This window comes from Vibrio profundi, from assembly GCF_005281835.1.
Taxonomy (GTDB): domain Bacteria; phylum Pseudomonadota; class Gammaproteobacteria; order Enterobacterales; family Vibrionaceae; genus Vibrio; species Vibrio profundi.
In genome coordinates, this window is record NZ_RZIS01000005.1 from 101,680 (window position 1) to 127,984 (window position 26,305).

General features: G+C 43.2%; 25 protein-coding genes. 10 read left to right on the plus strand and 15 right to left on the minus strand.

Annotation, left to right across the window (positions count from 1 at the left end):
• The first annotated feature begins 45 nt into the window (after positions 1 to 45).
• A complete protein-coding gene (locus ELZ11_RS14010) occupies positions 46 to 423 on the plus strand; it encodes a transporter (protein WP_137358044.1) in 378 nt (125 codons plus the stop codon).
• Positions 424 to 496: 73 nt separating this feature from the next.
• On the opposite strand, the gene ELZ11_RS14015 is transcribed toward ELZ11_RS14010, so the two are convergent.
• The 6 genes from ELZ11_RS14015 to ELZ11_RS14040 all read right to left on the minus strand — a co-directional run bounded on the left by ELZ11_RS14015 (position 497) and on the right by ELZ11_RS14040 (position 5,432).
• A complete protein-coding gene (locus tag ELZ11_RS14015) occupies positions 497 to 1,600 on the minus strand; it encodes a phosphoribosylaminoimidazolesuccinocarboxamide synthase (protein WP_137358045.1) in 1,104 nt (367 codons plus the stop codon).
• A gap of 193 nt (positions 1,601 to 1,793) precedes the next feature.
• Positions 1,794 to 2,195, minus strand: coding sequence for a SulA-like leucine-rich domain-containing protein (locus ELZ11_RS14020; RefSeq protein WP_137358046.1), 402 nt, complete (start codon positions 2,193 to 2,195; stop codon positions 1,794 to 1,796).
• A gap of 360 nt (positions 2,196 to 2,555) precedes the next feature.
• Positions 2,556 to 2,744, minus strand: coding sequence for a hypothetical protein (locus ELZ11_RS14025; protein WP_137358047.1), 189 nt, complete (start codon positions 2,742 to 2,744; stop codon positions 2,556 to 2,558).
• Between the two features lie 169 nt (positions 2,745 to 2,913).
• Positions 2,914 to 3,909: a J domain-containing protein gene (locus tag ELZ11_RS14030; RefSeq protein ID WP_137358048.1), complete on the minus strand. Its 996-nt coding sequence runs from the start codon at positions 3,907 to 3,909 to the stop codon at positions 2,914 to 2,916.
• Positions 3,910 to 3,963: 54 nt separating this feature from the next.
• Positions 3,964 to 4,632 (minus strand): YiaD family glycine zipper/OmpA-like lipoprotein, encoded by a 669-nt coding sequence (locus ELZ11_RS14035; RefSeq protein WP_137358049.1) that lies wholly within the window; start codon positions 4,630 to 4,632, stop codon positions 3,964 to 3,966.
• 110 nt (positions 4,633 to 4,742) lie between these two features.
• Positions 4,743 to 5,432 (minus strand): DUF2786 domain-containing protein, encoded by a 690-nt coding sequence (locus ELZ11_RS14040; protein WP_137358050.1) that lies wholly within the window; start codon positions 5,430 to 5,432, stop codon positions 4,743 to 4,745.
• Between the two features lie 132 nt (positions 5,433 to 5,564).
• Here ELZ11_RS14040 and ELZ11_RS14045 point away from each other — a divergent pair, with 132 nt between their 5' ends.
• Positions 5,565 to 7,775, plus strand: coding sequence for a diguanylate cyclase (locus tag ELZ11_RS14045; RefSeq protein ID WP_137358051.1), 2,211 nt, complete (start codon positions 5,565 to 5,567; stop codon positions 7,773 to 7,775).
• On the opposite strand, the gene ELZ11_RS14050 is transcribed toward ELZ11_RS14045, so the two are convergent.
• A complete protein-coding gene (locus ELZ11_RS14050) occupies positions 7,764 to 8,447 on the minus strand; it encodes a DUF3334 family protein (RefSeq protein ID WP_137358052.1) in 684 nt (227 codons plus the stop codon). The two genes, ELZ11_RS14045 and ELZ11_RS14050, sit on opposite strands and share 12 nt — an antisense overlap.
• Positions 8,448 to 8,669: 222 nt before the next feature.
• On the opposite strand from ELZ11_RS14050, the gene ydiJ reads away from it, so the two are divergent.
• Entirely contained in the window at positions 8,670 to 11,708 is a 3,039-nt protein-coding gene (ydiJ, locus tag ELZ11_RS14055; RefSeq protein WP_137358053.1) for a D-2-hydroxyglutarate dehydrogenase YdiJ, read from the plus strand.
• A gap of 60 nt (positions 11,709 to 11,768) precedes the next feature.
• Complete coding sequence (locus tag ELZ11_RS14060; protein WP_137358054.1) at positions 11,769 to 12,230, plus strand: methyltransferase family protein; 462 nt, start codon at positions 11,769 to 11,771, stop codon at positions 12,228 to 12,230.
• Positions 12,231 to 12,328: 98 nt separating this feature from the next.
• On the opposite strand, the gene ELZ11_RS14065 is transcribed toward ELZ11_RS14060, so the two are convergent.
• Positions 12,329 to 13,054, minus strand: a complete 726-nt coding sequence (locus tag ELZ11_RS14065; protein WP_137358055.1) for a DUF3581 domain-containing protein — start codon at positions 13,052 to 13,054, stop codon at positions 12,329 to 12,331.
• Positions 13,055 to 13,223: 169 nt separating this feature from the next.
• Here ELZ11_RS14065 and ELZ11_RS14070 point away from each other — a divergent pair, with 169 nt between their 5' ends.
• The gene (locus ELZ11_RS14070; protein WP_137358056.1) at positions 13,224 to 13,652 is read left to right on the plus strand and encodes a hypothetical protein; all 429 of its coding nucleotides are present in this window, start codon (positions 13,224 to 13,226) and stop codon (positions 13,650 to 13,652) included.
• A 67-nt stretch (positions 13,653 to 13,719) separates the two neighbouring features.
• On the opposite strand, the gene hutH is transcribed toward ELZ11_RS14070, so the two are convergent.
• The 5 genes from hutH to hutC form a co-directional block, all read right to left on the minus strand.
• Entirely contained in the window at positions 13,720 to 15,252 is a 1,533-nt protein-coding gene (gene hutH, locus ELZ11_RS14075; RefSeq protein WP_137358057.1) for a histidine ammonia-lyase, read from the minus strand.
• A gap of 14 nt (positions 15,253 to 15,266) precedes the next feature.
• Entirely contained in the window at positions 15,267 to 16,961 is a 1,695-nt protein-coding gene (hutU, locus tag ELZ11_RS14080) for a urocanate hydratase (RefSeq protein WP_137358058.1), read from the minus strand.
• Between the two features lie 58 nt (positions 16,962 to 17,019).
• Complete coding sequence (hutG, locus tag ELZ11_RS14085) at positions 17,020 to 18,024, minus strand: formimidoylglutamase (RefSeq protein ID WP_137358059.1); 1,005 nt, start codon at positions 18,022 to 18,024, stop codon at positions 17,020 to 17,022.
• On the minus strand, positions 18,017 to 19,225 hold the full coding sequence (gene hutI, locus ELZ11_RS14090) for an imidazolonepropionase (protein WP_137358060.1): 1,209 nt from the start codon (positions 19,223 to 19,225) through the stop codon (positions 18,017 to 18,019). The genes hutG and hutI overlap by 8 nt, the downstream gene beginning before the upstream one ends.
• A 121-nt stretch (positions 19,226 to 19,346) precedes the next feature.
• Complete coding sequence (hutC, locus tag ELZ11_RS14095; protein ID WP_137358061.1) at positions 19,347 to 20,057, minus strand: histidine utilization repressor; 711 nt, start codon at positions 20,055 to 20,057, stop codon at positions 19,347 to 19,349.
• A 206-nt stretch (positions 20,058 to 20,263) separates the two neighbouring features.
• Between hutC and ELZ11_RS14100 the strand changes: the two genes are divergently transcribed.
• Positions 20,264 to 21,007 carry a sporulation protein gene (locus ELZ11_RS14100; RefSeq protein WP_137358062.1) on the plus strand — a complete coding sequence of 248 codons (744 nt, stop codon included), beginning with the start codon at positions 20,264 to 20,266 and terminating at the stop codon, positions 21,005 to 21,007.
• 54 nt (positions 21,008 to 21,061) lie between these two features.
• On the opposite strand, the gene ELZ11_RS14105 is transcribed toward ELZ11_RS14100, so the two are convergent.
• A complete protein-coding gene (locus tag ELZ11_RS14105) occupies positions 21,062 to 22,045 on the minus strand; it encodes a DUF3187 family protein (protein WP_137358063.1) in 984 nt (327 codons plus the stop codon).
• 332 nt (positions 22,046 to 22,377) lie between these two features.
• On the opposite strand from ELZ11_RS14105, the gene thrS reads away from it, so the two are divergent.
• From thrS to rplT, 4 genes are all read left to right on the plus strand, one after another.
• Positions 22,378 to 24,306, plus strand: a complete 1,929-nt coding sequence (gene thrS, locus ELZ11_RS14110) for a threonine--tRNA ligase (protein ID WP_137358064.1) — start codon at positions 22,378 to 22,380, stop codon at positions 24,304 to 24,306.
• 2 nt (positions 24,307 to 24,308) lie between these two features.
• Positions 24,309 to 24,860 (plus strand): translation initiation factor IF-3, encoded by a 552-nt coding sequence (infC, locus tag ELZ11_RS14115; RefSeq protein WP_137358065.1) that lies wholly within the window; start codon positions 24,309 to 24,311, stop codon positions 24,858 to 24,860.
• A 110-nt stretch (positions 24,861 to 24,970) separates the two neighbouring features.
• Positions 24,971 to 25,165, plus strand: a complete 195-nt coding sequence (gene rpmI, locus ELZ11_RS14120; protein WP_137358066.1) for a 50S ribosomal protein L35 — start codon at positions 24,971 to 24,973, stop codon at positions 25,163 to 25,165.
• Between the two features lie 41 nt (positions 25,166 to 25,206).
• A complete protein-coding gene (gene rplT, locus ELZ11_RS14125; protein WP_004401084.1) occupies positions 25,207 to 25,560 on the plus strand; it encodes a 50S ribosomal protein L20 in 354 nt (117 codons plus the stop codon).
• 138 nt (positions 25,561 to 25,698) lie between these two features.
• Here the strand turns inward: rplT and ELZ11_RS14130 are convergent, their stop codons facing one another.
• Positions 25,699 to 26,175 (minus strand): DsrE family protein, encoded by a 477-nt coding sequence (locus tag ELZ11_RS14130; RefSeq protein WP_137358067.1) that lies wholly within the window; start codon positions 26,173 to 26,175, stop codon positions 25,699 to 25,701.
• Positions 26,176 to 26,305: the final 130 nt, after the last annotated feature.

The following is a 26,305-nucleotide window of genomic DNA, read 5'->3' on the forward strand; positions in this document are numbered from 1 at the left end:
CGTAGATATTTGGGACATTGTGTTGCCAATGTGTCGGGGGACATTATGGATAAGCAAGAGATGACTAGTGTAGAATTTGATTACACGACCTTTCTTGGAGCCTCATGTAGTAAAAAATGGACGTTTTTAGAAGCACTGACTACCTTTGCTCCGGTATTTGGTACAGTTTGGCGCGATAGTATTAAGGAGCTTTCTACTCCAGAAGACAGATTGTGGGAAATGGCCCTGAAATCAATGTCTTCACGTAAAAGTGATGAATCAAACATTGTCACTTTGCTTAAGTTAGCCAAGTTAGAAGGCATTCATGAATTAAAAGTCGTGATGCCGTATTCTCTTGAAGAAGAGCAAATCGAGTATATTGAATCGAAAAGCCATTTAGTTATCTCAGGTAACTCGCAGGAAGAATTTACGATTCGCTTATAATAGCTTCAGAATATCGAATAAAAAACGGCCTCTTCAAGAGGCCGTTTTTTATAGCAAAGATTTAGACTGTGGCTTAATCGATCAAATTATACTCAGAGCGAAGTACATCAATGATTTCTTGTTTCGGGTTAGCGCTTAGAGTGATTTTCTTGCCCGTGATCTTCTCTGCAATACCTGTGTACGTATGGGATACAGACATGAGCGCATCAAGAGGCAGTTCATTGTCTTTAGCCAAAGCTTCGCGCTCCGGCATACGTTCTTTATTTAAAAGAATATCTGGGTCAGGGAAGTGATTGAGTAAGAATTGGCGGAATCCCTCTTTAGAGTTCTCGACAATGTTTCCTGATTGGTATTCTTTTGTGTCCCAAATGCGTGAAGAGTCAGGAGTGCCAACTTCATCCATGTAGATGAGTTTTTCGTTGCCTTTCGCATCATGGACGTAACCAAATTCAAATTTAGTATCAACGAAGGTTTGGCCTACAGAATCAAGTGCTTGACTAATAACGTTAAAGCCTTCTTTGAGTAGCTTTTCGTAATGAGAAATATCAGACGCTTTGCTGAAATTGAACGATTGGAAATTATCTTCAATATTCTTACGAGTGATATTAACGTCGTCTGCTTCAGGTACTCCAGGAATACCGTTTAAGATGCCCTTTGTTGAAGGCGTGATCAGTAACTCAGGTAGCTTCTTATCTTTCTCAAGCCCTTCTGGCATTTCAATGCCACAGAACTCACGCTCGCCATTTGCGTATGCGCGCCACATTGAACCGGTAATGTATTGGCGACAGATTGCTTCGATCATAACTGGTTTAGCTTTTTGAACAATCCACACGAATGGGTGAGGGATATCTAGAATATGGCTGTCTGCGAGTCCATTTTCTTGGAAAAGCTTGAACCAATGGTTTGAAATTGCGTTAAGAGCAGCGCCTTTCCCCGGCACACCTTTCAGACCGCCTTCACCGCGCCAAATACAGTCGAAAGCTGAAATACGGTCACTAATAACCATGATTGCTAATGGTGCATCAGCAGCTACGTCGTATCCCTTTTCCTTGATCAGTCGTTGACTGTCTTCTTCTGTTAGCCAATAAACGGAGCGGACTTTACCACTATGAACGGGTTTATCGGTACGAATTGGTAGATCATCATTTACGGCAAGAACTTGATCAGCGAGGCTCATTTAGACATTCCTATCTTTTATCAAACGTCATACAGAGAGTGCACAGGTGCACGGTAGTTAGAGGGGCATCATACCAGAACTATTTTTTGTCGCCAGATAAAAAGCAAACGTTTGCTATGGTTTTTTAGATATAAAAAACCTCCAGAGAGGGACAACCTAACTGGAGGAGAATAGACAGTATTAGAATTTGAATTTAGTGCAGTTTACTTGTAGAAGCAGCGATGAAAAAAACTTCGCAGCGGTATTGTTTTGCTAGGCTCTTAAGCTGAATTTGGTTGAATTGGCTGATCGAATCGCTTGCGACGACTGCGCTAGCGTTCCCTGACTGGATAGCCTTCATTACGATCATTTCTTCAGTTTGGTTAGCCGAAGCTTTCATATGGATGACTCGATCGCAACATACAGCATGCGATTGTAGCTCTGCGGCCGATGGGCGAGGAGTCTGTGCCGTAAACAATACCCATTGGTTTTGATTCGATAAAGTGGCTAAGCGATTAATAACAGTTTGCGATTGTTGATACGTATTCACATTATGAGCAATAGAGCTATGGAATGGAGTATGTGTACCTTGAGGCTGAACTTGTGTATGAATCATCTTTGCTGTCCTTATATACATGCTGTATGTGTATACAGTAGTTTTCGTGGCTCAGAAATTCAAGAACTTTTTGATGGTTTTATGTGCGTCATTTGAATTGGAATGAGAGAAACCCATTTAAACTATTGAAATATAATGACTAATTGTATTGTCTGAAATTGGTGTGAATTTGAAGGTTTTGTGAGGAAGAGCAGGTTCATACAGTGTTTTTTATAATCTATACAGTACTTTCACTGTTCATACAGTAGTAAGTAAAATAGAGGAGACTCATAGAAGATGGCTAAATGGTAGCGCTATAAGTCAGAAAGCAAAAAAGCGCCATGGGCGCTTTTTCTAGTTTATACAAACTTGGTGTTGTGACTATCGCAGTGTCGCTTGAGATAATTTCGCTCTCATTTCCATTTCGCCAATATTGAATTGACGTACATCCAGTACTGCTAGGTCGTTACACTCTTTACATGCATGGTGGAATTTACCATCGACATAATCGTGCTTCATCACTAAGTTTGGTTGTTTGCACCAATCACATGTGCCTTCAATTGTGAACATTCTATTTCTCCCCACCTGTATGAATCAGGTGTTATTGTCGGCACAGATTATGACATAAATACGGGGTGGAAGTTAACTATTTGTTACGTGTTTTTGAGAGCGATATCGATTGCGAGCTTAATAACTACCGAACTTCAGTGATTTTTCATTCTTTTACTCAATCTCTTGTTTACTTAGTTGTAACATTTTGTGAAATCGTCTTCAACGCAGCGTTCAAGCGTTTCATTTCCTCGTCGCTACCATGAAGATCTGGGTGGTAAAGTTTCGATAGCTGCTTGTAACGAATTTTAATTTGTTTAGGTGCAGGGATAGAGCTGGGTGTATAGCCAAATAAAGCGCATGCCACTTTTAATTTTTGTGTTTTCGAGCTTGCTTGCTGCTTTTTGACTTCGCGAAACATGGCTTCTAATTGGCGTTTTTGCTGTTTTATGGTGAATTGACTACTTTTCAACTGTGCTTCAATTTGTTGCTGGTGAGCAAGCTTCTGAGTGGATTTCTTTCTACGAGTGCGTTTGACTACTACTATCAAAGCCGAGGTAAGTAGCACCAATACGGCGACTGAAAGGTAATCGCTGGTAGCAAATTGTGGCTTAGGCTCGGCAGGCTTGGGTGCAGCATCGTTCAGTTCTGGCTCATCGATTTCGGTAAAAGCGACATCCAGCTGTTCGATTGACGATATTTGTTTTGCACGCCTCGCATTGAACTTTGCCTCTAATACTCTGCTGTAGCCTTCTTCGGCGTCAGGATTTGATTGGTTAGCGATTTGATACCATATCTCTGCCATATCCAAAGGTTTGATGGAGCCTTGGTAGGTTTCATAAAGCCTAGCTAACTGAAGTGGGGCCTGGGTGTTTCCTTGAGCGGCGAGCTGAGAGTACCAACGAATAGCTTCGTCGATGTCTTTTTCGGTACCAATCCCTTTTGCCAAGAAATAGGCTAACTTACTCTGGGCGTTTAATTGGCCATTTTGCGCTGCCTGAGAATACCAATAAAACGCGTTCTCTTTATTTTCTTCAATATCGACACCCAAATCATAAGACTGGGCAAGCAGGTATTGGGATTCTGGATCCTGTTGTTGTGCTTGTTCTGTCAGGCTGGCAATAGTATCAGCATGAGCTAACGTTGCTGATATTAGAAACAGTGTCGATACGATGAATTTAAACAAAAGTTATCCCTAACGAAAAAGGCTCTGCCTTAATAGACAGAGCCTTAGCGTTTATTATTTCAGAGGAAGAATCTGAATTTCTACGCGGCGGTTACATGCGCGACCTTCAGATGTCTTGTTATCGCATATTGGGTAACGTTCGCCGTTACCACGTGCAATTGCGCGGCCCGCCGCAACATCTTGAGAAATCAAGAATGAACGAACAGACTCTGCGCGGCGCTCAGAAAGCACTTGGTTGCTTGACTCGCTACCTGTGCTGTCGGTGTGTCCATCAATAACCAAGCTTGTGTCTGGGTACTCTACTAAAATGCGTGCTACACCACGAAGTGTGTTGTGGATACTAGATTCCAATGCGTAAGAGCCTGACGCGAAGCCAATTCCATTTTCTAAACGAAGCAGAAGTTGGTTTTCACCAACACGTTCTACTTGCACACCAGAGTTTAGCAGCTCTTCGCGTAATGCTTTTTCTTGTTGGTCGAAGTAATAACCGATACCGCCACCTACAGCAGCGCCACCAGCGGCACCAATAAGTGCACGTTTACGGCGATCTTTTGAGTTATCACCTGTAGCTGCGCCAGCTACAGCACCTGCGATAGCACCAATCAGAGCGCCTTGTGTTGCAGAGTTAGTTTCAGATTCACCGGTAGTAGCATTTTGACGTTGTGTTGCCTGACAACCAGTTAAGGCGATAGTTAGAGCCAAGGCCAATGTAATTTTTTTCAAGTTGAATCTCCGTATATAACGTTACTACTGTGTTGAATAAGGAAGACAGATTCCTAATTAAATATATTGTTCTGTATAACAATAGAGTCGAATCTTGTAAAGATCAGGCATTACGCTTTTTGAATGCGTTTAGCTGCTTGAGCACCGGCAACAGGGCGGTTAACGGATAGCTTCCTGCCTTTCTTTAAGCCTACTTCATAATCCGCAGTTAGGTTTTTCATTGCTTCTTTAAGCTGTTGCTTAAAGGTTTCGCGATCTATGTTCTTAAACTCTTTATCAATGTAGTTATTGATCTTGTTATTTGACTCGTCGTCTGGAGTGATAACAGGCAGTTTTTCTAGTGCGCCTTCAACCCAGCCAGAAACAAAAGAATTTACTCGGCGAGTGACTTCTAATGAGCTAGTGCCTGAACCCGCAAAACTGTTACGGAATTGGCCAGTGTGCTCATTCATTTCACGGTAGATGATATCGAATGCGAATGCGGCAAAAATAGCGCGGTCGGCTTCACCAATAAATTCAACTCGTTTCAAACCTTTGTGATTTAGGAGAACCGCTTCCACACCAAATTTGGTGTTGATGCCACGAATAACACGCAGAAGCGTTGAACTGATATTTGCAGGAAGTAGGTGAGTCGATTGGGTTTTTCCCATTTTAATGAACTCGATATCGTCTTTCTCAAGACCATATTTGAGCATTAAATTATGAGCCATTTTTATTGCATTAGCGGCTTCATTTACGTTTGCTGAATTACCAAGTTCTAGACATTTGGCAATCTTCTTTAGGGCTTTTTTCTTATCCATCGACTAACTTGATATCTTCCGCAAATTTAGAAAAGTCCGACATTTTACCTGTTTTCATTGATAACAGAAAGGGGTAGTTATTCGAACAATTGATATGGCTATCGATAAAGTGCGTGTGGTAGTATATTCAGTATGTTGTTAAGTAAAGTTGATTTGCCGATGAGTGTAGAAGTCAACCAGATCTGTTTGAAGAAAATCACGCGAATCTATATGGATCGAACGCCCAATGCCGTCCTAGATTTAAAGGACGAAATTAGCGCGATTTACGAAACGCATTCGTTATCCGCGAATCAGATTTATCTTACCTTCTTAGATATCTATCATCGCTATCGTTCTCATCAATTCGAGCTCGCGGCCGTTGAGTTCCTCGATTTATTAGCGGTGTGTGAGCGCAATGATGAAAGTGTATTAGCGCAGTATCTAAGAGTACATCTTGGTACGTTATCTTCTTTGGTTGGCGACTATCACCAGGCGCTTGCTTATCTGCTTGATGCTCAATCTAAGCAAGAGATCGAAGATCTATACTTTGATTCGCTCTTGTATACCAACTTAGCTGCGATTTACAGCCAACTCGGTGATTACGAAACGTGTGCTGATATTGCCAAAACCGCAATCACGACACTTCATCAAACTCACGACCAATCTTCGTTAAGCCTGTGCTATTTGAATTACGGACGCTCGCAAAGGGAGCTAGGCCTGCTCGATGAAGCGGAAACTTGGCTTAACAAAAGCGTTGAACTCAATGTTAAATGCTCATTCTCGCGTAATTTAGGCTTTGCCCGTATGTACTTGGGGTTAGTTGAACAAGATCGTGGCAACTTGTCCCATGCTGATCATCTTTTCAGTTCGTCTTATCACAGCTTTGTAGAGCAATGTGATGCTTATGGTGTCGCAGAATCTGCTAGTTTATATGCGCAATTTTTGCATCAGAGCCATCGTTATCATGAAGCTATCGAACTTTGTGAACTTGTTATCGAACGCAATCAAATTAAAGATCATCCCAAACTGCTATTTGGTTTGTACGCAATATTAAAATCGTGTCACCGCAGTTTGAAAGAGTGGGATGATATTGAACGAGTCTACTGTGAACAAATCGATTACGCAGAAGGGGAGCTTACGCGATTTAAGAACCAAGAAAGCCAGTACTTTCAGTCAAATATAAAGCGGGTTCGTGAATATCGTGAGAAAGTGAATCATGAAGAGCTTTTAGGTCACTTGAGCGCCATTACATTACTGGGGCAGAAAATTGCTACCTCAACCGATTTAACGCGCGACATCGTCGAAATATTTGAAGACGTTCAGCAGCTGTTTCCCACTTCCTTTTTTAGTATAGGCCTATACGATGCAATTAATAATGAGCTTGATTACCGATTCACGGTAGATGAAGGGCAAGTAGTAGAGCCTAAGCGGGTTAAATGTGAAAGCAACAATGGTATTGGCGCTTATTGTTGTCGAACCCAAGAAACGGTGCTCATTAATACAGGGTCAGATGAAGAAGTTGCAGCTGCATTGAAAACCTCCATTACGCGAAAGTTCATATATCGAACAGATTCAAGCCGAAACACCAACTCAACGCTGTTTACGCCAATCGTACTCAAAGATGAATTACTTGGTGTCGTTACCGTTCAGCATTATGAAGCGTATAAATACAAAGCTTACCATCGCCAATTGTTAGAGCAGTTTGCTCAGTACATTGCCATTGCATTACAAAACCATCGTCAGCAGCAAGTATTATTGGAGCAACAAAAGCAGCTCCAGCGCAGCAACATCAAGCTTAATGAACTAGCGATGACGGATCCATTAACTGGGTTGTTGAATCGCCTTCAGCTTGAAGAGCTCGTCCAGCGCTTGGGTACATCGCCAAAGCGGGTTGGATTGATGATGATTGATGTGGATTATTATAAGGAATACAACGACACCTACGGGCACGATTCGGGCGATTACGTTCTTAAAGCGATCAGTGGTTTGCTTAAACATGTTTTTCCACAAGAGCAATCGCACTTATTTCGTTATGGTGGTGACGAGTTCTTTATTTTGTTAGAAGACTGTGCTGAAAGCGATTTAGTCGAACTCGCCGCTAAGTTGGTTCAGGGGATGCATGGCCTTGCTATCGAGCATAAAAAATCGAAAGCTTCTGATCGCGTGACACTAACGCTTGGTATGCACCACGCTCGGTTGGATATGGTAGACAAAGAGATACTCCAATCGCATGCCATTTCATTGGCTGATAGCAGTTTGTATATAGCAAAACGCCACCGAAGAGGTTCAGTGGCGTTTAAAGATAAGCTGCTAGCTTTAACGCATGTGTCCGATCTTAGCGAAGCTGAAGCGTTAGATACCTAACTCATCTAACAAGTCGGTTGCAGAGTCTGCGCCTTTCGCTTCAGGTGCGTTCTTAGGTGTTTGCATTTTTTGCTGGGTCGCCTCAAGAATTGAATCTGGACTCTCGTCTTCAGAAACCTCAAATTCTTCTAATTGAATGAACTCAGTTTTATCCATCGCAAGCTCTAAGTAGAAGATGTTGTTGCCTTCGGTTGAGAAGGTCACACGACGTGCTTGAGGGCGATCTAAATTGGTATCGACCGAAAGGTTAACTTGTTTGTTCAGTGCCAACATTTTTGGTTGGTTTTGAGTAATGTTGGTTTGAAGCTCTTTACGGATCTTGTTTGTGAAGTCACCAACTAGTTGGTTCATTAGCTCACCAAGTACATCACCCACTTCATCTGAGGTGTGCAATACCGCTAACTCTTCTTCAGGCATGCCCATATTACGCATGTAGTTTGTATATAGCTCTAGTGCAGCTTTAGAAGTAAAGTTGATCACTACAAGGCCAGAGAAGCCACCATCAAACAAAACAAAGCAACCAAAATCGGGCTTTAGGCTAGTCTTGTTGATCTTTTGAACCATTGCTGAATAGGTAACTTGAGAAGCTGTTGCTGATGTTAAAACACCTGATACCGATTGGCACAGCTTCAATAAAATATCTTCTGTTGTCACTGTTTTATTTTTTTTCATTGTCATGTGCTCTTGATGTATCCATTAAACGAATGTTATCCAATATATATTGAACAGAATTGAGGAAAAAGAAAGCGTTAGATTCATTTTCGCACTGAGATTCTTATTTGATCACCTTTTTATATGAAGTTATTAGTAGTAAAGTGACGAAATTCAAAAATATAATCAAAATTACCATTAACCCATTGCTGATTGGATCAGCGAAGTAGGGGCAGGAAGCAAATGTTACCAAGACTTCAACTCAATGCGGATGTCGATCCGGTGGTTGTTAGCTTTTTAAATGAACTAAAAGCTGCAGGTTTCACTGGCGACATCGAATCTCAATATTCAAGCCGTTTGGCAGTTGCGACTGACAACAGCGTATACCAGCAATTACCTCAAGCTGTTGTTCACCCTAGAACAACAAAAGACGTGTCCCTTATAGGAAAGGTTAGCTCAAAATCTGATTTTGAGAGAATTACCTTCTCCCCTCGTGGTGGCGGTACTGGTACAAACGGACAATCTCTAACCAAAGGCGTAGTGGTCGACTTATCTCGACACATGAACCAGGTTCTTGAAATTAATGAGAAAGAGGGTTGGGTTAGGGTTCAGTCTGGCATTGTTAAAGATCAGCTAAACGATGCTGTTCGTCCTTTTGGTTATTTTTTCTCTCCAGACCTTTCAACCAGTAATCGTGCGACCTTAGGTGGCATGATCAACACCGACGCTTCAGGTCAAGGTTCTCTTAAATACGGAAAAACGTCTGACCATGTGTTGTCGTTACAAGCTGTGTTTGCGGATGGTTCATGTTTAGAATCTGATTTGTCTCATGGCTTACCTGTAGAAGGTGAATATGCTGCGAAGGCATTGGAAGTGGCAGAAAGCGTGTGTCGTGAAAAACGTGCGCAGATTGTGGAAAAATTCCCACCGTTGAACCGATTTTTAACCGGTTATGATCTCAAGAATGCAATTAATGAAGAAGATGATGCTTTTGATTTAACACGTGTGTTGTGCGGCGCAGAAGGTTCATTGGCTTTCATTACTGAAGCTAAGTTGAACCTAACACCGATTCCGAAGGCTCGTACTTTGGTGAACGTGAAATACAACACCTTTGATTCAGCATTACGTAATGCACCTTTTATGGTGGAAGCAAGTGCATTATCTGTTGAGACCATCGATTCCCGCGTTCTCAATTTAGCTAAGCAAGACATTGTTTGGCATACCGTGAGCGATTTACTGGCCGATGTTCCAAATAAAGAAATGCTTGGCATTAACATGGTCGAGTTTGCCGGTCAAAATGAGCAGGAAGTAGAGCAGCAAGTACAAGCGCTGACAGATAAGCTCGCCACTATGGTTGAAACGGAAGAAGCTGGCGTTATCGGTTTCCAAGTTTGTAGTGATCTCGCGAGTATTGGCCGTATCTACAATATGCGTAAAAAGGCCGTGGGCTTATTAGGTGCAGCGAAAGGCCGCGCGAAGCCCGTTGCATTTGCAGAAGATACTTGTGTGCCGCCAGAGAATCTTGCTGATTTTATTGCTGAGTTCCGCGAGCTGCTTGATTCCAAAGAGCTCAATTACGGTATGTTTGGTCACGTTGATGCTGGGGTACTTCATGTTCGCCCTGCGTTAGATCTATGTGATCCGCAACAAGAAGCTTTGATGCACCAAGTCTCTGACGAAGTGGTTAAGTTGGTGGCAAAATATGGCGGCTTAATGTGGGGAGAGCATGGTAAAGGCTTCCGCTCAGAATACGGGCCAGACTTTTTCGGTGAAGAACTATTTACTGAACTACGAAGAATTAAATCTGCGTTCGATCCGCATAATAAAATGAACCCTGGCAAGATCTGTACGCCGTTAGAGAGCGATGCTGAGCTGGTTAAAGTCAGTGATACTAAGCGTGGTTACTACGATCGTCAGATTGATGTTCAAGTGCGTGATAGCTTCAAACAAGCGATGGAATGTAACGGCAACGGCTTGTGTTTCAATTACGATACAAGCTCACCGATGTGTCCATCCATGAAAGTGACCGCAGACCGCCGACATTCTCCAAAGGGGAGAGCTGGGTTAGTTCGTGAATGGTTACGTCAGCTTACTGAGCAAGGTGTCGATATCCTTGACCTAGAGCAACAAGCGCTAAAAGACAACACTCCAATTAAGACCATGATTGAACGTGTTCGTAACAGCTTAAATAAGCGTCACGAATATGATTTTTCACACGAAGTGTACGATGCTATGAACGGCTGTTTAGCGTGTAAAGCTTGTGCAAGCCAATGCCCAATTAAAGTTGATGTTCCAAGTTTCCGCTCTCGCTTCTTAAATATTTATTATTCTCGTTATCAGCGCCCGGCAAAAGATTATCTAGTCGCGAATATCGAGACAGTGCTGCCGTTAATGGCTAAAGCGCCGAAGGTGGTTAATGCTGCTATCTCTCAAAAATGGGTACAAAATTTAACGGCTTCAACGGTTGGCTATGTTGATACCCCATTGATGTCTGTCCCGACGTTAGAAAAAAGATTAAAAGATAATTCCGTGAAAGAGTTTGATCTGCAAGCGTTAGCGGGACTTTCTTTAGAAGACAGAAAACAACATGTCGTTATAGTTCAAGACCCATTTACCAGCTTTTATGATGCTGAGGTCGTCGAAGATTTTGCGACCTTAGCCACTAAGCTTGGGAAAACTCCGGTCATTCTTCCGTTTAAGCCAAACGGTAAAGCCCAGCATGTGAAAGGCTTTTTAAGTCGATTCGCTAAGAATGCTAAATCTACCGCTGACTTTTTATCTATGGTGGCAGAGCTTGAAATACCTTTAGTGGGGGTCGACCCAGCTTTAGTGCTTTGCTATCGCGATGAATACGCTGAAGTGTTAGGGGATAAGCGTGGTGAGTTTGAGGTTCTTACCGTGCATGAATGGATGAGTCCTCTACTGGCTGAATTCACACCGAAGCAAAGCGCATCCGACGAAGCGTGGTATCTATTTGCCCACTGTACTGAAAAAACCAAGATGCCGAATGCTGAAAAAGAGTGGGGTGCTATCTTCACGCATTTTGGTGCTAAGTTAAATACGGTTCCAGTGGGTTGCTGTGGCATGGCGGGAACATTTGGTCATGAAGTAGATAAACTTCAAACGTCCAAAGATATTTATGGTTTGAGTTGGAAGCCACAAATGGAATCTCTGCCGAAAGAGAGATGCTTGGCGACGGGGTATTCTTGCCGAAGCCAAGTGAAGCGCTTTGAGGGAGAGAAGCTCGCTCACCCATTACAAGCCCTAGTCAATTTAGTGTAATTCATAAAGCCCAGTATTTTACTGGGCTTTTTGTCATTAGTAATAGGATGAATGTTCCCCATGAAATACCTTGAGTTAAAAGTCCCGCCGGTAGCTCTTTTCGTTTTGATGTTTGTGTTGTCGTATTACATGAGTAAGCAGTTTGTCAATGTGTTGGTGGAATTCCCATTCCCTCTTCAAGTCTTCAGTGGCTTGGTGTTGATTAGCACTTATATTGGGCTAGCTGGTGTGTATGAGTTCAAGAAAAGAAAGACAACGGTTAACCCAATCAAACCAGAACAAGCATCGCTCGTCGTGGATTCAGGGATCTTCGCTTATACACGTAATCCAATGTACTTAGGGTTATTTTTGGTACTGTTTGGTTTTGGCTACTATCTGCAGAATTTTTTCAGTATCAGTTTAAGCTGTATGTTTGTTCTCTATATGAATCAATTTCAGATCAAACCAGAAGAGCGAGCACTAGAAGCTTTGTTCGGTGCTAGTTACGTGGATTATAAGCAACGTGTACGCAGGTGGGTTTAGCGATGAGATCAGTGTCTAAATGAAATAGGCTTCTCGATAACAAAAAGCCCCGATAACTTTCGTTGTCGGGGCTTTTTAATGTACGTTAGCTTACTTGGTTATGCTGCTGCGGCAAATTTGGCTAAGAACATGTCTTTGCGCTCGTTGAAGCGATTAACTAAGTCATCAACCGCTTCTTGGCTGTATGGCTTAAGGCCGCTAGCAACCATGCGCTTAATGCCTTTACCTACGACTTCACCGTCTTCTTTGAAATCGAAGTTTAGCGTCACAACGCCACGTTTACCTTCAACATCAAAAGTGGCACCTGAGAATGCTACTTCAGGGTGAGATAGGTCTAGACGAGTGAACTCTACTTCCATGCTTTCGTAGATAACCAATGGGCGTTGGCAGTTAATCATCATTTGCTGCTCTTCCATAAGAGGAACCATGATGTGTGGGAAGTTCATACCAGAGAATTGAACGTAGTTTGTTACTACGTGCTCAATGAATGCTTGATTGTGGCTGCGCTCACCTTCACATGTCATGTGTAGGTATTCTTTACCATTTGTGTCTACAAGTGCGCTTTCTTTATCACATTTGTTTTCGACATTAAGCGCGATACCGTCACTAACCATACCAGAGAAATCAAAACGCATTTTTTGGCTAATGCCTTCTTTTTGTAGAAGAACGGCAAACAATAAATCGCCAGGAACACAGAAGCGTTTGTTGTCTTCATCGTGAATTGGGTTGAAGTCACCAGCAACTTTTTTTGCGAAGTGGCTTGCTTGTTCACGAGTGAATTGAAATTGGTCTTGGTCAGTAGAAAAATACGGTGTCAGAAACATAATACGCTTTTAGTAATCAAATCTGGCCGCGATTATATCCAACTATGACGAAACTAATGGTCTATCCAGTTAAAATTGACAAAACTTTACAGAGCTTTACCGCTATTTGACGTTTTTTCGACTGCTCTATCGCTAGTATTGTCGCCACGACAATGAGAGGTAAGAACGAATGGCGTGGGTTAGGGAAACTAAGCCTTGGTTGGCGTTACTGGGACTTTTGCTGACTAGTAACGTGATGGCAAATAACGATGTTGATATAAAGAGCATTCCTCATTTCGAGTACTCATCGAATTTGAAGGGAGAGCCTGCAAAGGCGATGTTTCCTTCGGACTCTTACTTTAATGCTGCACTGGAAGGGGCGGATTTTATTCAAAGCAATGCTGATATTCGCTTGCACGAAACTGCTTATTTGGGCGCTTTAGGTTATTCAAGCATTGATAGTGGAAATAATGATTGGAGCAATATGGCGATTGCCTCTTTGGTAGCCGCGGGTATTCAGTCATTTTCTTCTAACGAGGCAAAGCAAGATAATGAGTTGTTGGTTTATCCAACCTTTACTGATGAAAGTGTTGGAATACAAGCGTCGTTTAGTTTTTAAAAAAGGGCTTACCTGAGTAAGCCCTATGTTGTTTCCTGCAATCAAACGTTGTTGATCGGTCTTATAGTTAGAAGCTTCGTAGCAGACCTTCTGGCATTAGGTGGTTGTGCACAGAAAGCTTGAGCAACAAGTTTGCTTGTTCGATATCTGGTGCGAAGTAGCGATCTTTGTCGTAGAAGGATACTTTCTCACGCAGGATTTGCTTAGCTTCTTCAACGCGTACTGAAGACTTGTGAGGTGCTCTAAAGTCGATACCTTGAGCGGCTGAAAGGTATTCTACTGCCAAGATACCACGAGTATTTTCGCCCATTTCACGTAAGCGTCTGCCCGCAAACGTTGCCATCGATACGTGATCTTCTTGGTTCGCTGAAGTTGGTAAACTATCTACTGAGGCTGGGTGCGCCAGTGTCTTGTTCTCACTCGCAAGTGCAGCTGAGGTTACTTGAGCAATCATAAAGCCAGAGTTTACACCGCCGTTATCGACAAGGAACGGAGGAAGCTTACTCAACGCGCTGTCGATCAGTAGCGCCATACGTCTTTCAGACAGGCTACCAATTTCAGCAATTGCTAGCGCCAAATTATCCGCGGCCATCGCTACTGGTTCTGCGTGGAAATTACCACCAGAAATGATGTCGCCATCATCAGCAAAGACCAGTGGGTTATCCGATACTGAATTCGCTTCTACTTGTAAAATGTCTGCGGAATTACGGATTTGTTGCAAGCATGCCCCCATGACTTGAGGCTGACAGCGTAATGAGTAAGGATCCTGTACCTTTTCGCATCCAGTATGGGAATCACCAATCTCACTACTTTGATCTAGCATATGACGGTACGCCATTGCTGCGTCCATTTGTGCCCTGTGGCCACGTACGCGGTGGATTCGAGGGTCAAATGGACGACGGCTACCTAGGGCAGCTTCCACTGACATTGCACCACATACGGTTGCTGATGCAAATAAGTCTTCTGCGACAAATAAACCTTCAAGAGCAAACGCAGTTGACGCTTGAGTGCCGTTTAGTAGGGCCAAACCTTCTTTCGGCGCAAGTGTGATTGGCTCTAAACCTGCAATTTGCATCGCTTCTAAGCCAGTAATGATTTTGCCGTTATGTCGCGCTTGGCCTTCACCTAATAATACAGTACTCATGTGAGCCAATGGCGCTAAGTCACCAGAAGCGCCTACCGAGCCTTTTTGAGGAACGCATGGGTAAACCTGAGCGTTTACTAGATCGATTAACGCGTTGATCACTTTAAGGCGAATACCTGAATAACCGCGCGCTAAGCTGTTGATTTTAAGTACCATCATGAGTCGAACGGTTTCGTCTGACATGAACTCGCCGATACCAGCAGCATGGGACAGTACAATACTCTTTTGTAGAACCTCTAAATCTTCTGGTGCAATCTTGGTGTTAGCTAACAAGCCAAAACCAGTATTGATACCATAAACCGTGCGATCCTCTGCGATCACTTGTTCTACAACTTGCATGCTCGCTTCAATGTCTGGAATGGCTTCAGGATCTAGCGATAGATTTACAGGGCTACGGCTGATCTTACGCAGTTCCGATAGGCCTAGTTGTCCAGGTTTTAGTAATAAATTCAGCATGTTTTCTCCAGACATTAAAGGTTTTTCAGTTCTTCGTTAAGCATAGGTAGATCGAGCTTTTGTTTTTTCGCAAATTGTTTTGCAATGTCATAACCTGCATCGGCGTGGCGCATAACACCTGTTGCTGGATCGTTATGAAGCACGCGAGCGATACGCTGTGACGCATCCTCACTACCATCGCAACAGATGACCATGCCAGAGTGCTGTGAGAAGCCCATTCCGACACCACCACCGTGGTGAAGTGAAACCCACGTTGCACCACCTGCAGTATTTAGCAGGGCATTGAGTAGTGGCCAATCTGAAACGGCATCTGAACCATCCATCATGCCTTCAGTTTCGCGGTTAGGGCTGGCTACAGAACCTGAATCTAGGTGATCGCGACCGATAACCACTGGTGCTTTTAGCTCGCCGTTTTTGACCATTTCATTGAAAGCTTGGCCTAGACGTTCGCGGTCTTTCAATCCAACCCAACAGATACGAGCAGGTAAACCTTGGAACTGAATACGCTCACGAGCCATGTCTAGCCAGTTGTGTAGGTGTGGGTTATCAGGGATCAGCTCTTTTACTTTCTGGTCTGTTTTATAGATATCTTCAGGATCGCCAGACAATGCAGCCCAGCGGAATGGCCCGATACCTTCACAGAATAATGGACGGATATATGCTGGAACAAAACCTGGGAAATCGAATGCGTTTTTTACGCCTTCTTCCAATGCCATTTGGCGGATGTTGTTGCCATAATCTACAGTCGCAGCACCGCGGTATTGTAGGTCTAGCATCGCTTGAACTTGGATTGCCATCGATTGTTTTGCCGCTTTTACAACTTTAGCTTCGTCGGTTAGGCGCTCTTGTGCGGCCTTTTCCATGCTCCAGCCTTGTGGCAAGTATCCATTCAGTGGATCGTGCGCAGAAGTTTGGTCAGTTACGACATCCGGAGTGATATTGCGTTCAACAAGCTCTGGGAATACGTCGGCTGCATTACCTAGTAGGCCAACGGAAATAGGCGTGTCAGATTCTTTAATGATCGCCATTGCTTCGTCTAAGCTGGTGGCTTTCTTATCTACGTAACCGGTGCGTAAACGGTAGTCGATTCGAGACTCATCACACTCAACGGCAATCATAGAGAAACCAGCCATGGTTGCTGCAAGAGGCTGAGCGCCACCCATGCCACCAAGACCGCCAGTTAGAACCCATTTGCCTTTCGCTTCACCTTGGAAGTGCTTTTTCGCGATAGCGACAAAGGTTTCATAAGTGCCTTGGACAATGCCTTGCGAGCCAATGTAAATCCAGCTGCCTGCTGTCATTTGGCCGTACATCATCAAGCCTTCTTTATCGAGCTCGTTAAAGTGTTCCCAGTTTGCCCAGTGTGGAACCAAGTTAGAGTTTGCAATCAGAACGCGAGGTGCATTTTTATGAGTCGGAAATACGCCTACAGGTTTGCCAGATTGCACCAGTAAGGTTTGGTCATCCTCAAGACGCTCAAGCACTTCAACAATCTTGTCGTAACACTTCCAATCGCGAGCGGCGCGGCCAATTCCACCGTAAACCACCAACGAGTGAGGATGCTCAGCAACGTCTGGGTCAAGGTTGTTCATTAACATGCGTAGTGGTGCTTCTGTTAACCAAGATTTAGCACGTAATGTTGTACCGTGTGGGGCACGAATTTCACGAGTGGTATCGAGACGAGGGTCACTTGAGTGATGATCCGTCATGTTGAGACTCCTTTAGTTCACGTAGGGTTATGTTTTTATCGTTGTTAGGAAATGTAAATTACTCTTTCACCATGGCATTGGCTATGTCCCAGCATAAACGAGCGGCTAACCGAGCGGTTTGGCCATCTACGTCGTAAGTAGGGTTATATTCGGCAATGTCTGCGATTAGCAATTTACTGTTGTAATGTAGAATTCTGTCTAAGAATAAAGCGAGTGAGTCATAGCTCACACCACGCGCTGCTGGTGCGCTTACACCGGGAGCGGTTGCGGCTGGGAATACATCTAAGTCAATCGTGAGATAGATGTAGTCGCAGTTGTCGATGAAGTGCTGCAGTTGCGTGAGGTGGTATATGTGATTGATATGCGAGAGTTCGTTGTCTTCTACATACCATACCCCCAACTCGTCGGCACGCTGGAATAGAGCGGCAGTATTACTGGCACGGCTAACGCCTAAACAGGCGTAATGGAACATCCATTCATTCTGTTCGCAATATTGGTGAATTTGGTTAAACGGTGTTCCCGAACTTGGTTTGACATCAGCGAGATGGCTGTCAAACGCTCTCAAATCGAAATGAGCATCGAAGTTGATGATGCCAATTTTAGGTTTGTAATCGGGGTCTTGCTGTTTGAAATACTTTGCTAGCCCTTGAAACGATGCCCAAGCGACTTCATGCCCCCCGCCAAGAGTAATGACTTTTGTGCAAGGTAGGGCATGACTAATCACATCTGAACATTGCGTTTGGCTGGCTTCTAGTAAATCATCTTCACAGGTAACGTTACCCAAATCAAAGATGGGTGTCGTTTGATGCCAAGCCATATTGGCTAACGCGCGCCTAATCAAATCTGGTGCTCTTTTAGCGCCAATACGTCCCTTATTACGTGCTACACCAGCATCCGAAGCGTAGCCTAAAATCGATACGCCTTTCTGTGTCGATTTTAATTCAGAAACTTGTTTGGACTTAATCGCGTGGTGAACTCTTTTACCGAATTCACCATCTTCAGCGTCGTGGCGACCTTGCCAATGAAAGTCGTGAGAAGTGTTTGGTAGAGTAAAATCAGTCATGGCAGATCTCTCCATTTACTATGCGGTTGGATAAACGTGGAACTCCTACCTGATAGCTTAGATCAGCAGGATGCTCTATGTTCCAAATTGCAAAGTCGGCGTCCATGCCCGTAGCAATCACACCTCTGCAGTGAGATTGACCAATAGCCTGAGCTGCATGAGAGGTTACGCCGCGAAGGGCTTCTTCTGGTGTTAGACCGAACAAGGTGCAACCCATATTCATCATTAACGTAAGGTCGGCAAATGGGGACGTACCTGGGTTTAAATCTGTCGCGATTGCCATCGGAACACCTGCGTCGCGCAGCATATGAATTGGTGGTACTTGTGTCTCTTTTAAGAAGTAAAAAGCGCCTGGTAACAAGGTCGCGACTGTATTGGACTTAGCGAGTTGTTTAACGCCTTCTGCATCCAAATATTCAATATGGTCGACAGATAGAGCACCATATTTAGCAGCAAGTGCACTGCCCCCCATATTAGACAGCTGTTCTGTGTGACCTTTGATCTGCAAGCCGTATTGCTGTGCGGTGGCAAATACTTGTTCAGTTTGCTTCAAATCAAAACCAATGGATTCGCAGAAGACATCTACCGCGTCTGCGAGGTTTTGCTCAGCTGCCGCTGGGATAATCTCTTGACATACAAAGTCAATGTAACTGTCAGCTTTGCCTGCGTATTCAGGGGGTAAAGCGTGCGCGGCCAGTAGGGTTGTCGATACCTTGATACGGCGGTGACTTTCGAGTGCTTTTGCTGCACGTAACATTTTTAGTTCGTCATCCAGTGTCAAGCCATAGCCAGATTTCACTTCGATGCTTGTAACGCCACTTTTAATCAAACCTTCAAGTCGTGGTAATGCCAGCTCAATCAGCTGCTCTTCGCTTGCCTGACGAGTAGAACCAACCGTCGATAAAATGCCGCCACCTTGCTTGGCAATATCTTGGTATGGCACGCCTTGAAGTCGCATTTCAAATTCGTTGGCTCGATTCCCAGCGTAAATAAGATGAGTGTGGCAGTCGATAAGGCCAGGAGATACCAATTTCCCTAAGCAGTCTAGAACAGCAGTATCTTGGTTAATTGGCTCGTTGGCATCAGTGATAGAAACGATTTTTCCCGCTCGAATCGCAACACTCTTAGGGGCGCTAGGTGTGTAACCTATTTCGCCAGTTTCCATGGTCACTAATCGAGCATTTGTCAGTACTAAATCCATTGTGTTCTCTACTTATTCGACAATTACATTTAAATGTATATACAAATAAATAGAGCATAAAATGGAAGTTAGCAAGTTGATGTTGCGAAAATGTGATCAGTAAATAGGATGAAATGCTCTATTAAAGCAAAACCTTAGAGCTTAATTTGTATTTAGAACCAGGGTGGTAGAGCAATGCGAAGCTGATCAGCTTATCTTGACTCCATGTTCGTCTATTTAGTAGCAAACAAGGCTCAGATTCTTTGAGTGAAAGGATTTTAGTTGTCTTAGCATCAGGCACAATTGCCTCTACCGTATGCTCAATTGCACTGAGCGGACAGCTTTCTGATAAGTATTGGTTTGGCGTGATTTTAGTAAAATCTTGGTTTAAGTAATTGGGTACGCTGAGGCTATTTACCCAGCGAACTTCACGCTGAATAGCATGGTTATCGGCGTAGTGAATAATCTCACTGTAAAAGACTTGTGCTCCCAGCATAATACCTAAGCGTGTCGCGACACTTTCATCGGCAAGTAACTTTTTTTGCTCAATAACTTTGCTTTTGTATTCTTGGCCTCGACCTTTTACTTCTTGAGCAATATTTCGTATATCGAGAAGAGGAGATTCAGCTTTGTCTTTAGTATTGGAAACAAATGTACCGAGTCGTGGTTTCCTCACCAACTTACCTTCAGAAACTAGATCTCGAATTGCTTTGTTAACGGTCATTCGGCTGACTTGAAATTGTTCTGTCAGTTCTAATTCAGTTGAAATTCGATGCCCTACAGGCCATAAGCCGCTCGTGATCTTATCATCAATATATTGCTTAATTTGGAGGTAAAGTGGAGAGCTAGGCATGACAAATCCTTAAATTGACTATACAAATAGCTTAACCTATTTGAAATCGAATTCAATATGTGACGTATTTTTCCTTCTTTCATGCCGATTTATTGATATTTGATTCGTATTTTATGGGTAAACGTGGATATTAGGCTGCTTAACACAAGTTGATTCGTTATATTGATTATGAAAATGACACATAAAGAATGTTCAAAGGGAAAGTTATGTTAAACAAACTAAAAGCGTCGTTAGGTATTGGAGCTGCGAAAGTCGATACTGTTTTGGATAATGTTGAAGTTTTTCAGGGCGAAGAAATAACGGGTCAAGTTCATATATTAGGCGGTGATGTTGAACAACAAATTGATGCCATCAATATCGTACTAAACACTGAAGTTAAAGTGGAATCAGAAGACAGCGTAAGTTATCAGAACTTTTCGCTTGGAAACATTCAAGCAGTTGAACCTTTCGTCATTCAGCCTGGGGAAGTTAAGCAAATCCCTTTTCGACTTAAACTGCACGATGAGACTCCGGTAACAGCACTTAATACCAAGAAAAATCAGTGTCATGTATGGCTAGAAACAACGCTGGATATAGACTTCGCGATTGATCCTAAAGACCGAGATTTTGTAATTATTAAGCCGTTACCAGTTGTTCAGAAGGTCATTCAAGGGATTGAAGATTCAGGCATGACTATGGTGAAAGCAGACGTAGAAAAGGGTTTTTTGAAAGGCAATAACTTCGCTTCGCGTTCGGGTTGTTACCAAGAGATAGAGTTTCGCAGCGGTGGCTTCATGAATAAAAAAGAGATTGAACTGTCATTTATCGTCGATGGCTCGATGATTCATTGTTTGGCTGAAATCGACCGTTCAATGAGCTTCCGCGGTGACCAATATATCTCATTCAGTTTACCTGCTAATGCCGCTGATTCAGACATCCGCAATGCAGTTTCAAGAATCATGAATGTGTAGTTAATGCTGTTATTAACAAGGCTAAGCTGAACTTTGGTTCAGCTTTTTTGTTTTCTACCATTGGTGTCGATAGGCTAATTGAAATGCGACGTCGGTAGAGTTGTCCATATTGAAAATATTCTCGAAGATTGATAGTTCGATGGCTGAACTTTCCATCTGGTAGCGGTAGCCTAACATTATTTCATTAGCCGCTTGTGAAAACTCGGTGTCACCAACTTCAGCGCCTTCATACCAACGGTATTCAATGTGCAACTCATGGTTTTCAATCAAGGTGAGTTGATAGCCGCCCATCCATGACCATGTTGTTTTCTTGTGTAGAAAGCCACTATCTACCTCTCGATTAGACTGATTCGCTAACCCTAAGCTTGTATAAAAGGTATTGATGTCGAGTTGGTATGCATAGTTGAATTGAGCGCTTTGTTCCGTGCTGCTTCCTTCAAATGCACCACTATTGACGTTGTTGTGATAAAGGGAAACACCGAAAGATAATCCGTGTTCCTCTAGGTCTATGAGCTGATATTGAGTATAGAGTGTGAAAGCGCTAGTCAGGGTGTCGCCAGCGAAGAATCTAATGTTGATGTCATGAGCAGGTGCATAGATGTCAAATTGGTGTCTGTCTTTAAGGTCTCGTCCTGCTTGGTCGATGTTGAATAGATCATGAAAGTTGATGGTGATTTTGTCGAGGTGATTGTTGGTGGCGTATAACCACCTGTAATTAAATTCTACTAACCAGGCTGTATCTAATTGCCATCGAAATCCTGTTTGGAGTTGGTTCTGATAATAATCCACGTGATAGTCGTGGGAATGGGCCCAGATACTTGCGGCGCTATAAGTGGTGAATAGCTCAATTTTATCTTCTTCGAGTGGAAAACCTGAACGGAGCGATGGTGTGAGGCGAATGGATTGTAATGGTGCTTGGGTATAGCTGATCAAAGGGCCGTAATCTTTATTGGCATACGAAGCTGGTGAAGAAACTAAAGTAGTTATGATAAACAGAAAAGCGGGTATGAATGATAGAAAAGTCCCTCGTTTCGCCATATGCACCTCGTTCAAATTCCATTACTTATCTATAGCTTAGCTCTAAATGACTAAATCGAAATAGCTATGTTGAATTTGTTCTCTAGAAAGGTGATTTGAGAGCCGATAAGTGCGAAGAAGACACGTAATAATTGTCAGATTCCCTTCATCATTGTTATTTCATACTAATTCGTTACAATGTGCCGGTACTTAATAAGGTGCATCTGTATTTGTACCCGAATTTGAGCAAAATCTTAGATATATCCCAATCGGTTCTCTAACCGATTGAACTTAATATATTAAATAATTTTCATGTGTTGCTTGGTATGCAACACCACTGTAAAGGACAAATAATGCCAATTATTACTCTTCCTGACGGCAGTCAGCGTCAATTTGACAACCCAGTTTCTACTCTAGACGTAGCTTTATCTATCGGTCCTGGTCTTGCAAAAGCAACCATCGCTGGCCGCGTTGATGGTAACCGTGTAGATGCATGTGACCTGATTGAAAATGATGCAAGCCTAGAAATCATCACAGCTAAAGATGAAGTTGATGGCCTTGAGATCGTTCGTCACTCATGTGCGCACTTACTTGGTCATGCGATTAAACAGCTTTACCCAGAAGCAAAAATGGCGATTGGCCCAACAATCGATAACGGTTTCTACTACGACATCGATCTAGAGCACTCTTTAACGCAAGAAGATATCGAAAAAATCGAAAAGCGTATGAAAGAGCTAGCGAAAACCAAATATCAGGTTGTTAAGAAGAAAGTTAGCTGGCAGGAAGCGCGCGACGCATTCGAAGCTCGTGGCGAAACATACAAAATGGAAATCCTAGACGAAAATGTTTCTAAAGACGATCGTCCAGGTCTTTACCACCATGAAGAATACATCGATATGTGTCGTGGCCCTCACGTACCTCATATGGGTTTCTGTCAGCACTTTACTCTACTAAACGTAGCAGGTGCTTACTGGCGTGGTAACAGCGACAATAAGATGCTTCAACGTATCTACGGTACAGCTTTCCATGATAAGAAAGCGCTTAAGGCTCACTTAACTCGTCTTGAAGAAGCGGCTAAGCGTGATCACCGTAAAATCGGTAAGCATTTAGATTTGTTCCACATGCAGCAAGAAGCTCCGGGCATGGTGTTCTGGCACCACAATGGCTGGACTATCTTCCGTGAACTTGAAGTATTCGTTCGTGAGAAACTTACTCAGTACGATTACCAAGAAGTAAAAGGCCCATTAATGATGGACCGCGTACTTTGGGAACGTTCTGGTCACTGGGACAAGTACGCTGAAGCGATGTTCACTACGTCTTCAGAGAACCGTGAATACGCGATTAAACCAATGAACTGCCCAGGTCACGTACAGATCTTCAACCAAGGTCTGAAATCTTACCGTGATTTACCACTACGTATGGCTGAGTTCGGCTCATGTCACCGTAACGAGCCATCAGGTGCACTTCACGGTATCATGCGTGTTCGTGGCTTCACTCAAGATGATGCTCACGTATTCTGTACTGAAGACCAAGTTCAGCAAGAAGTAAAAGCTTGTATTGAAATGGTTTACGATACTTACACAACATTCGGTTTCGAAAATATTGTTGTTAAGCTATCTACTCGTCCAGAGCAACGTGTTGGTTCTGATGAGATGTGGGATCGCGCTGAAGCTGACCTTAAGTTAGCGCTTGAATCTATGGACATCCCATATGAAGTTCAAGAAGGCGAGGGCGCATTCTACGGCCCTAAGATTGAGTTCACTCTACATGATTGCTTAGATCGTGCGTGGCAATGTGGTACAGTTCAGCTAGACTTTGCACTACCTGAGCGTTTAGGTGCTACTTATGTAGGCGAAAATAACGAGCGTCACACGCCAGTGATGATTCACCGTGCGATTTTAGGTTCATTAGAGCGCTTTATCGGCATTCTAATTGAAGAATATGCTGGCTTCTTCCCAACGTGGTTGGCGCCAGAACAAGCAGTTGTAATGGGCATTACCGACAAACAGTCTGAATATGTTCAAGAAATTACAAAAAAACTGCAAAAAAGTGGATTTAGAGTCAAAGCGGACTTGAGAAATGAGAAGATAGGCTTTAAAATCCGCGAACATACTTTGAAACGTGTACCGTTTATGCTCGTATGTGGTGACCAAGAAATGGAAGCCGGCGAAATTGCAGTACGTACACGTAAAGGTAAAGACCTTGGCAAGTTTAAAGTGGATGACTTTATCTCATACATCCAAGCTGAGGTTTCAAGCCGTAAGCTCAATCTGGAGGAATAGCTATTAAAGGCGGAAGACGTGGCCAACAACCGGCCAAACAAAACCAGCACCGTTTAAACGGTGATATTCGTGGCGTACGTGAAGTTCGTCTAACTGGCGCTGATGGTGAAGCTGTTGGTGTTGTTTCAATCAATGAAGCACTAGAAGCAGCTAATGAAGCTGGTATGGATCTTGTAGAGATCAGCCCTAACGCCGAGCCGCCAGTTTGTCGTGTGATGGACTACGGTAAGTTCCTCTTCGAGAAGAGCAAAGCTGCGAAAGAGCAGAAGAAGAAGCAAAAACAGGTTCAGATTAAGGAAATTAAATTCCGTCCTGGAACTGATATTGGTGACTATCAGGTAAAACTACGCAACCTGACAGGTTTCCTAGAAGACGGCAACAAAGTGAAGGTAACAATTCGCTTCCGTGGCCGCGAAATGGCCCACCAGAGCATCGGTGTTGACGTTCTAAATCGTTTGAAAGCGGATACTGAAGAATTTGCAGTAGTCGAATCTTTCCCAACGAGAATTGAAGGTCGCCAGATGATCATGGTATTGGCGCCGAAGAAGAAGTAATTAAAGGCTTTACAAGTAATAATAGCGCCTCTGCTGTTTTACAGCAGAGGCGTTTTATTCGCCCTAATTACTATGTTTATTAACAACTCAACAATGCGGAGTTATTCATCATGCCTAAGATGAAAACCAACAAAGGTGCTGCTAAGCGTTTCAAGAAAACTGCTGGTGGTATTAAGTTTAAGCACGCTGGTAAACGTCACATCCTGACTAAGCGTACTACTAAGAACAAGCGTCAACTACGTCCGAACGCGATCCTTCCTAAATGTGAAGTGGCTCAAGTTCTACGTATGATGCCATACGCTTAATTCTTTTTAGTTTAATAATCGTTTAGTTTAGGAGAAGCATAATGCCTCGCGTAAAACGTGGTGTACAAGCTCGTGCACGTCATAAGAAAGTTCTAAAACAAGCTAAAGGTTACTACGGAGCACGTTCACGTGTTTACCGCGTAGCTTTCCAAGCAGTTACCAAAGCTGGTCAATACGCTTACCGTGACCGTCGTAACAAGAAACGTCAATTCCGTCAACTTTGGATTGCACGTATCAACGCGGCATCTCGTCAAAATGGTCTATCTTACAGCCGTTTCATCAACGGTCTTAAGAAAGCATCTATCGAGATCGATCGTAAGATTCTTGCTGACATCGCAGTATTCGACAAGGCTGCATTCGCAGTTCTAGTTGAAAAAGCGAAAGCTGCTCTTTAATTAGAGATTCTCTTCGGAGATTAAAGCTTTACAAGGTTTAAGAAAAGGAGAGCTTCGGCTCTCCTTTTTTATATCCGAAATTTGTCCTACTAGTTGTTCGTAAGGACGGAAACTCTCAGAAAACTCTTTCACTTGATATCAATAGTTATATCTCAGCCTGATCACTTCATATCCCAGCGCTTTAAACTCAGCAACCTGCTCTACTGCAGACTTAGCAACATTTACGTGTCCTAAAAAGTCATCTTCAGTTTTGCCATACCAGGAAGCATGAGTTCCACAAACATGAACCTCAATATCGTTATTGGTTAATGACAAAGATTGCTCTACGGCTTGCTGATTTGGCTGTTCCTTTAATAGTGCGAACTGTTCACTTCCATGTGTTAATACCGCAGTTTTGATTTCTGGAAACTTTTCTTTGAGTTGTTGATTATACAACTCCACTTCTTTTAGTAGAGGCGCCAGAGTATCTTGTGAACCTTCCATGATTTCGAAAGCGACTCCGGCCGGGGCAGAATTTAGATCTAAGATTTTGTCAACTTGCTGCTGATTAGCTGCATAAGTGACAGCACTAAAAAGCGCTAGCGTGCTCAAAATTACTTGTTTTAGACGATACATAATGGATCCTTACGTTAACTTTGATTCGATTATTATTGAGAGATTAAGCTACGCCAATAGTGAATATGTATCTGAATATTCGACGATTTACAGAGATTGACATGATCAATGCGTTGCATGTTTTGACTCG

Excerpts from the sequence above, each read along its gene's own strand:
- ELZ11_RS14100 (WP_137358062.1), top strand. The coding sequence starts at position 20,264 with ATGTTAAACAAACTAAAAGCGTCGTTAGGTATTGGAGCTGCGAAAGTC.
- rplT (WP_004401084.1), top strand. The coding sequence starts at position 25,207 with ATGCCTCGCGTAAAACGTGGTGTACAAGCTCGTGCACGTCATAAGAAA.
- ELZ11_RS14130 (WP_137358067.1), bottom strand. The coding sequence starts at position 26,175 with ATGTATCGTCTAAAACAAGTAATTTTGAGCACGCTAGCGCTTTTTAGT.
- hutG (WP_137358059.1), bottom strand. The coding sequence starts at position 18,024 with ATGACTGATTTTACTCTACCAAACACTTCTCACGACTTTCATTGGCAA.
- ELZ11_RS14045 (WP_137358051.1), top strand. The coding sequence starts at position 5,565 with ATGTTGTTAAGTAAAGTTGATTTGCCGATGAGTGTAGAAGTCAACCAG.
- ELZ11_RS14025 (WP_137358047.1), bottom strand. The coding sequence starts at position 2,744 with ATGTTCACAATTGAAGGCACATGTGATTGGTGCAAACAACCAAACTTA.
- ELZ11_RS14040 (WP_137358050.1), bottom strand. The coding sequence starts at position 5,432 with ATGGATAAGAAAAAAGCCCTAAAGAAGATTGCCAAATGTCTAGAACTT.
- ELZ11_RS14060 (WP_137358054.1), top strand. The coding sequence starts at position 11,769 with ATGAAATACCTTGAGTTAAAAGTCCCGCCGGTAGCTCTTTTCGTTTTG.
- hutI (WP_137358060.1), bottom strand. The coding sequence starts at position 19,225 with ATGGATTTAGTACTGACAAATGCTCGATTAGTGACCATGGAAACTGGC.
- ydiJ (WP_137358053.1), top strand. The coding sequence starts at position 8,670 with ATGTTACCAAGACTTCAACTCAATGCGGATGTCGATCCGGTGGTTGTT.
- rpmI (WP_137358066.1), top strand. The coding sequence starts at position 24,971 with ATGCCTAAGATGAAAACCAACAAAGGTGCTGCTAAGCGTTTCAAGAAA.
- ELZ11_RS14065 (WP_137358055.1), bottom strand. The coding sequence starts at position 13,054 with ATGTTTCTGACACCGTATTTTTCTACTGACCAAGACCAATTTCAATTC.
- ELZ11_RS14020 (WP_137358046.1), bottom strand. The coding sequence starts at position 2,195 with ATGATTCATACACAAGTTCAGCCTCAAGGTACACATACTCCATTCCAT.
- ELZ11_RS14070 (WP_137358056.1), top strand. The coding sequence starts at position 13,224 with ATGGCGTGGGTTAGGGAAACTAAGCCTTGGTTGGCGTTACTGGGACTT.
- thrS (WP_137358064.1), top strand. The coding sequence starts at position 22,378 with ATGCCAATTATTACTCTTCCTGACGGCAGTCAGCGTCAATTTGACAAC.
- ELZ11_RS14050 (WP_137358052.1), bottom strand. The coding sequence starts at position 8,447 with ATGAAAAAAAATAAAACAGTGACAACAGAAGATATTTTATTGAAGCTG.
- hutC (WP_137358061.1), bottom strand. The coding sequence starts at position 20,057 with ATGCCTAGCTCTCCACTTTACCTCCAAATTAAGCAATATATTGATGAT.
- hutU (WP_137358058.1), bottom strand. The coding sequence starts at position 16,961 with ATGACGGATCATCACTCAAGTGACCCTCGTCTCGATACCACTCGTGAA.
- ELZ11_RS14105 (WP_137358063.1), bottom strand. The coding sequence starts at position 22,045 with ATGGCGAAACGAGGGACTTTTCTATCATTCATACCCGCTTTTCTGTTT.
- hutH (WP_137358057.1), bottom strand. The coding sequence starts at position 15,252 with ATGCTGAATTTATTACTAAAACCTGGACAACTAGGCCTATCGGAACTG.
- ELZ11_RS14015 (WP_137358045.1), bottom strand. The coding sequence starts at position 1,600 with ATGAGCCTCGCTGATCAAGTTCTTGCCGTAAATGATGATCTACCAATT.
- ELZ11_RS14010 (WP_137358044.1), top strand. The coding sequence starts at position 46 with ATGGATAAGCAAGAGATGACTAGTGTAGAATTTGATTACACGACCTTT.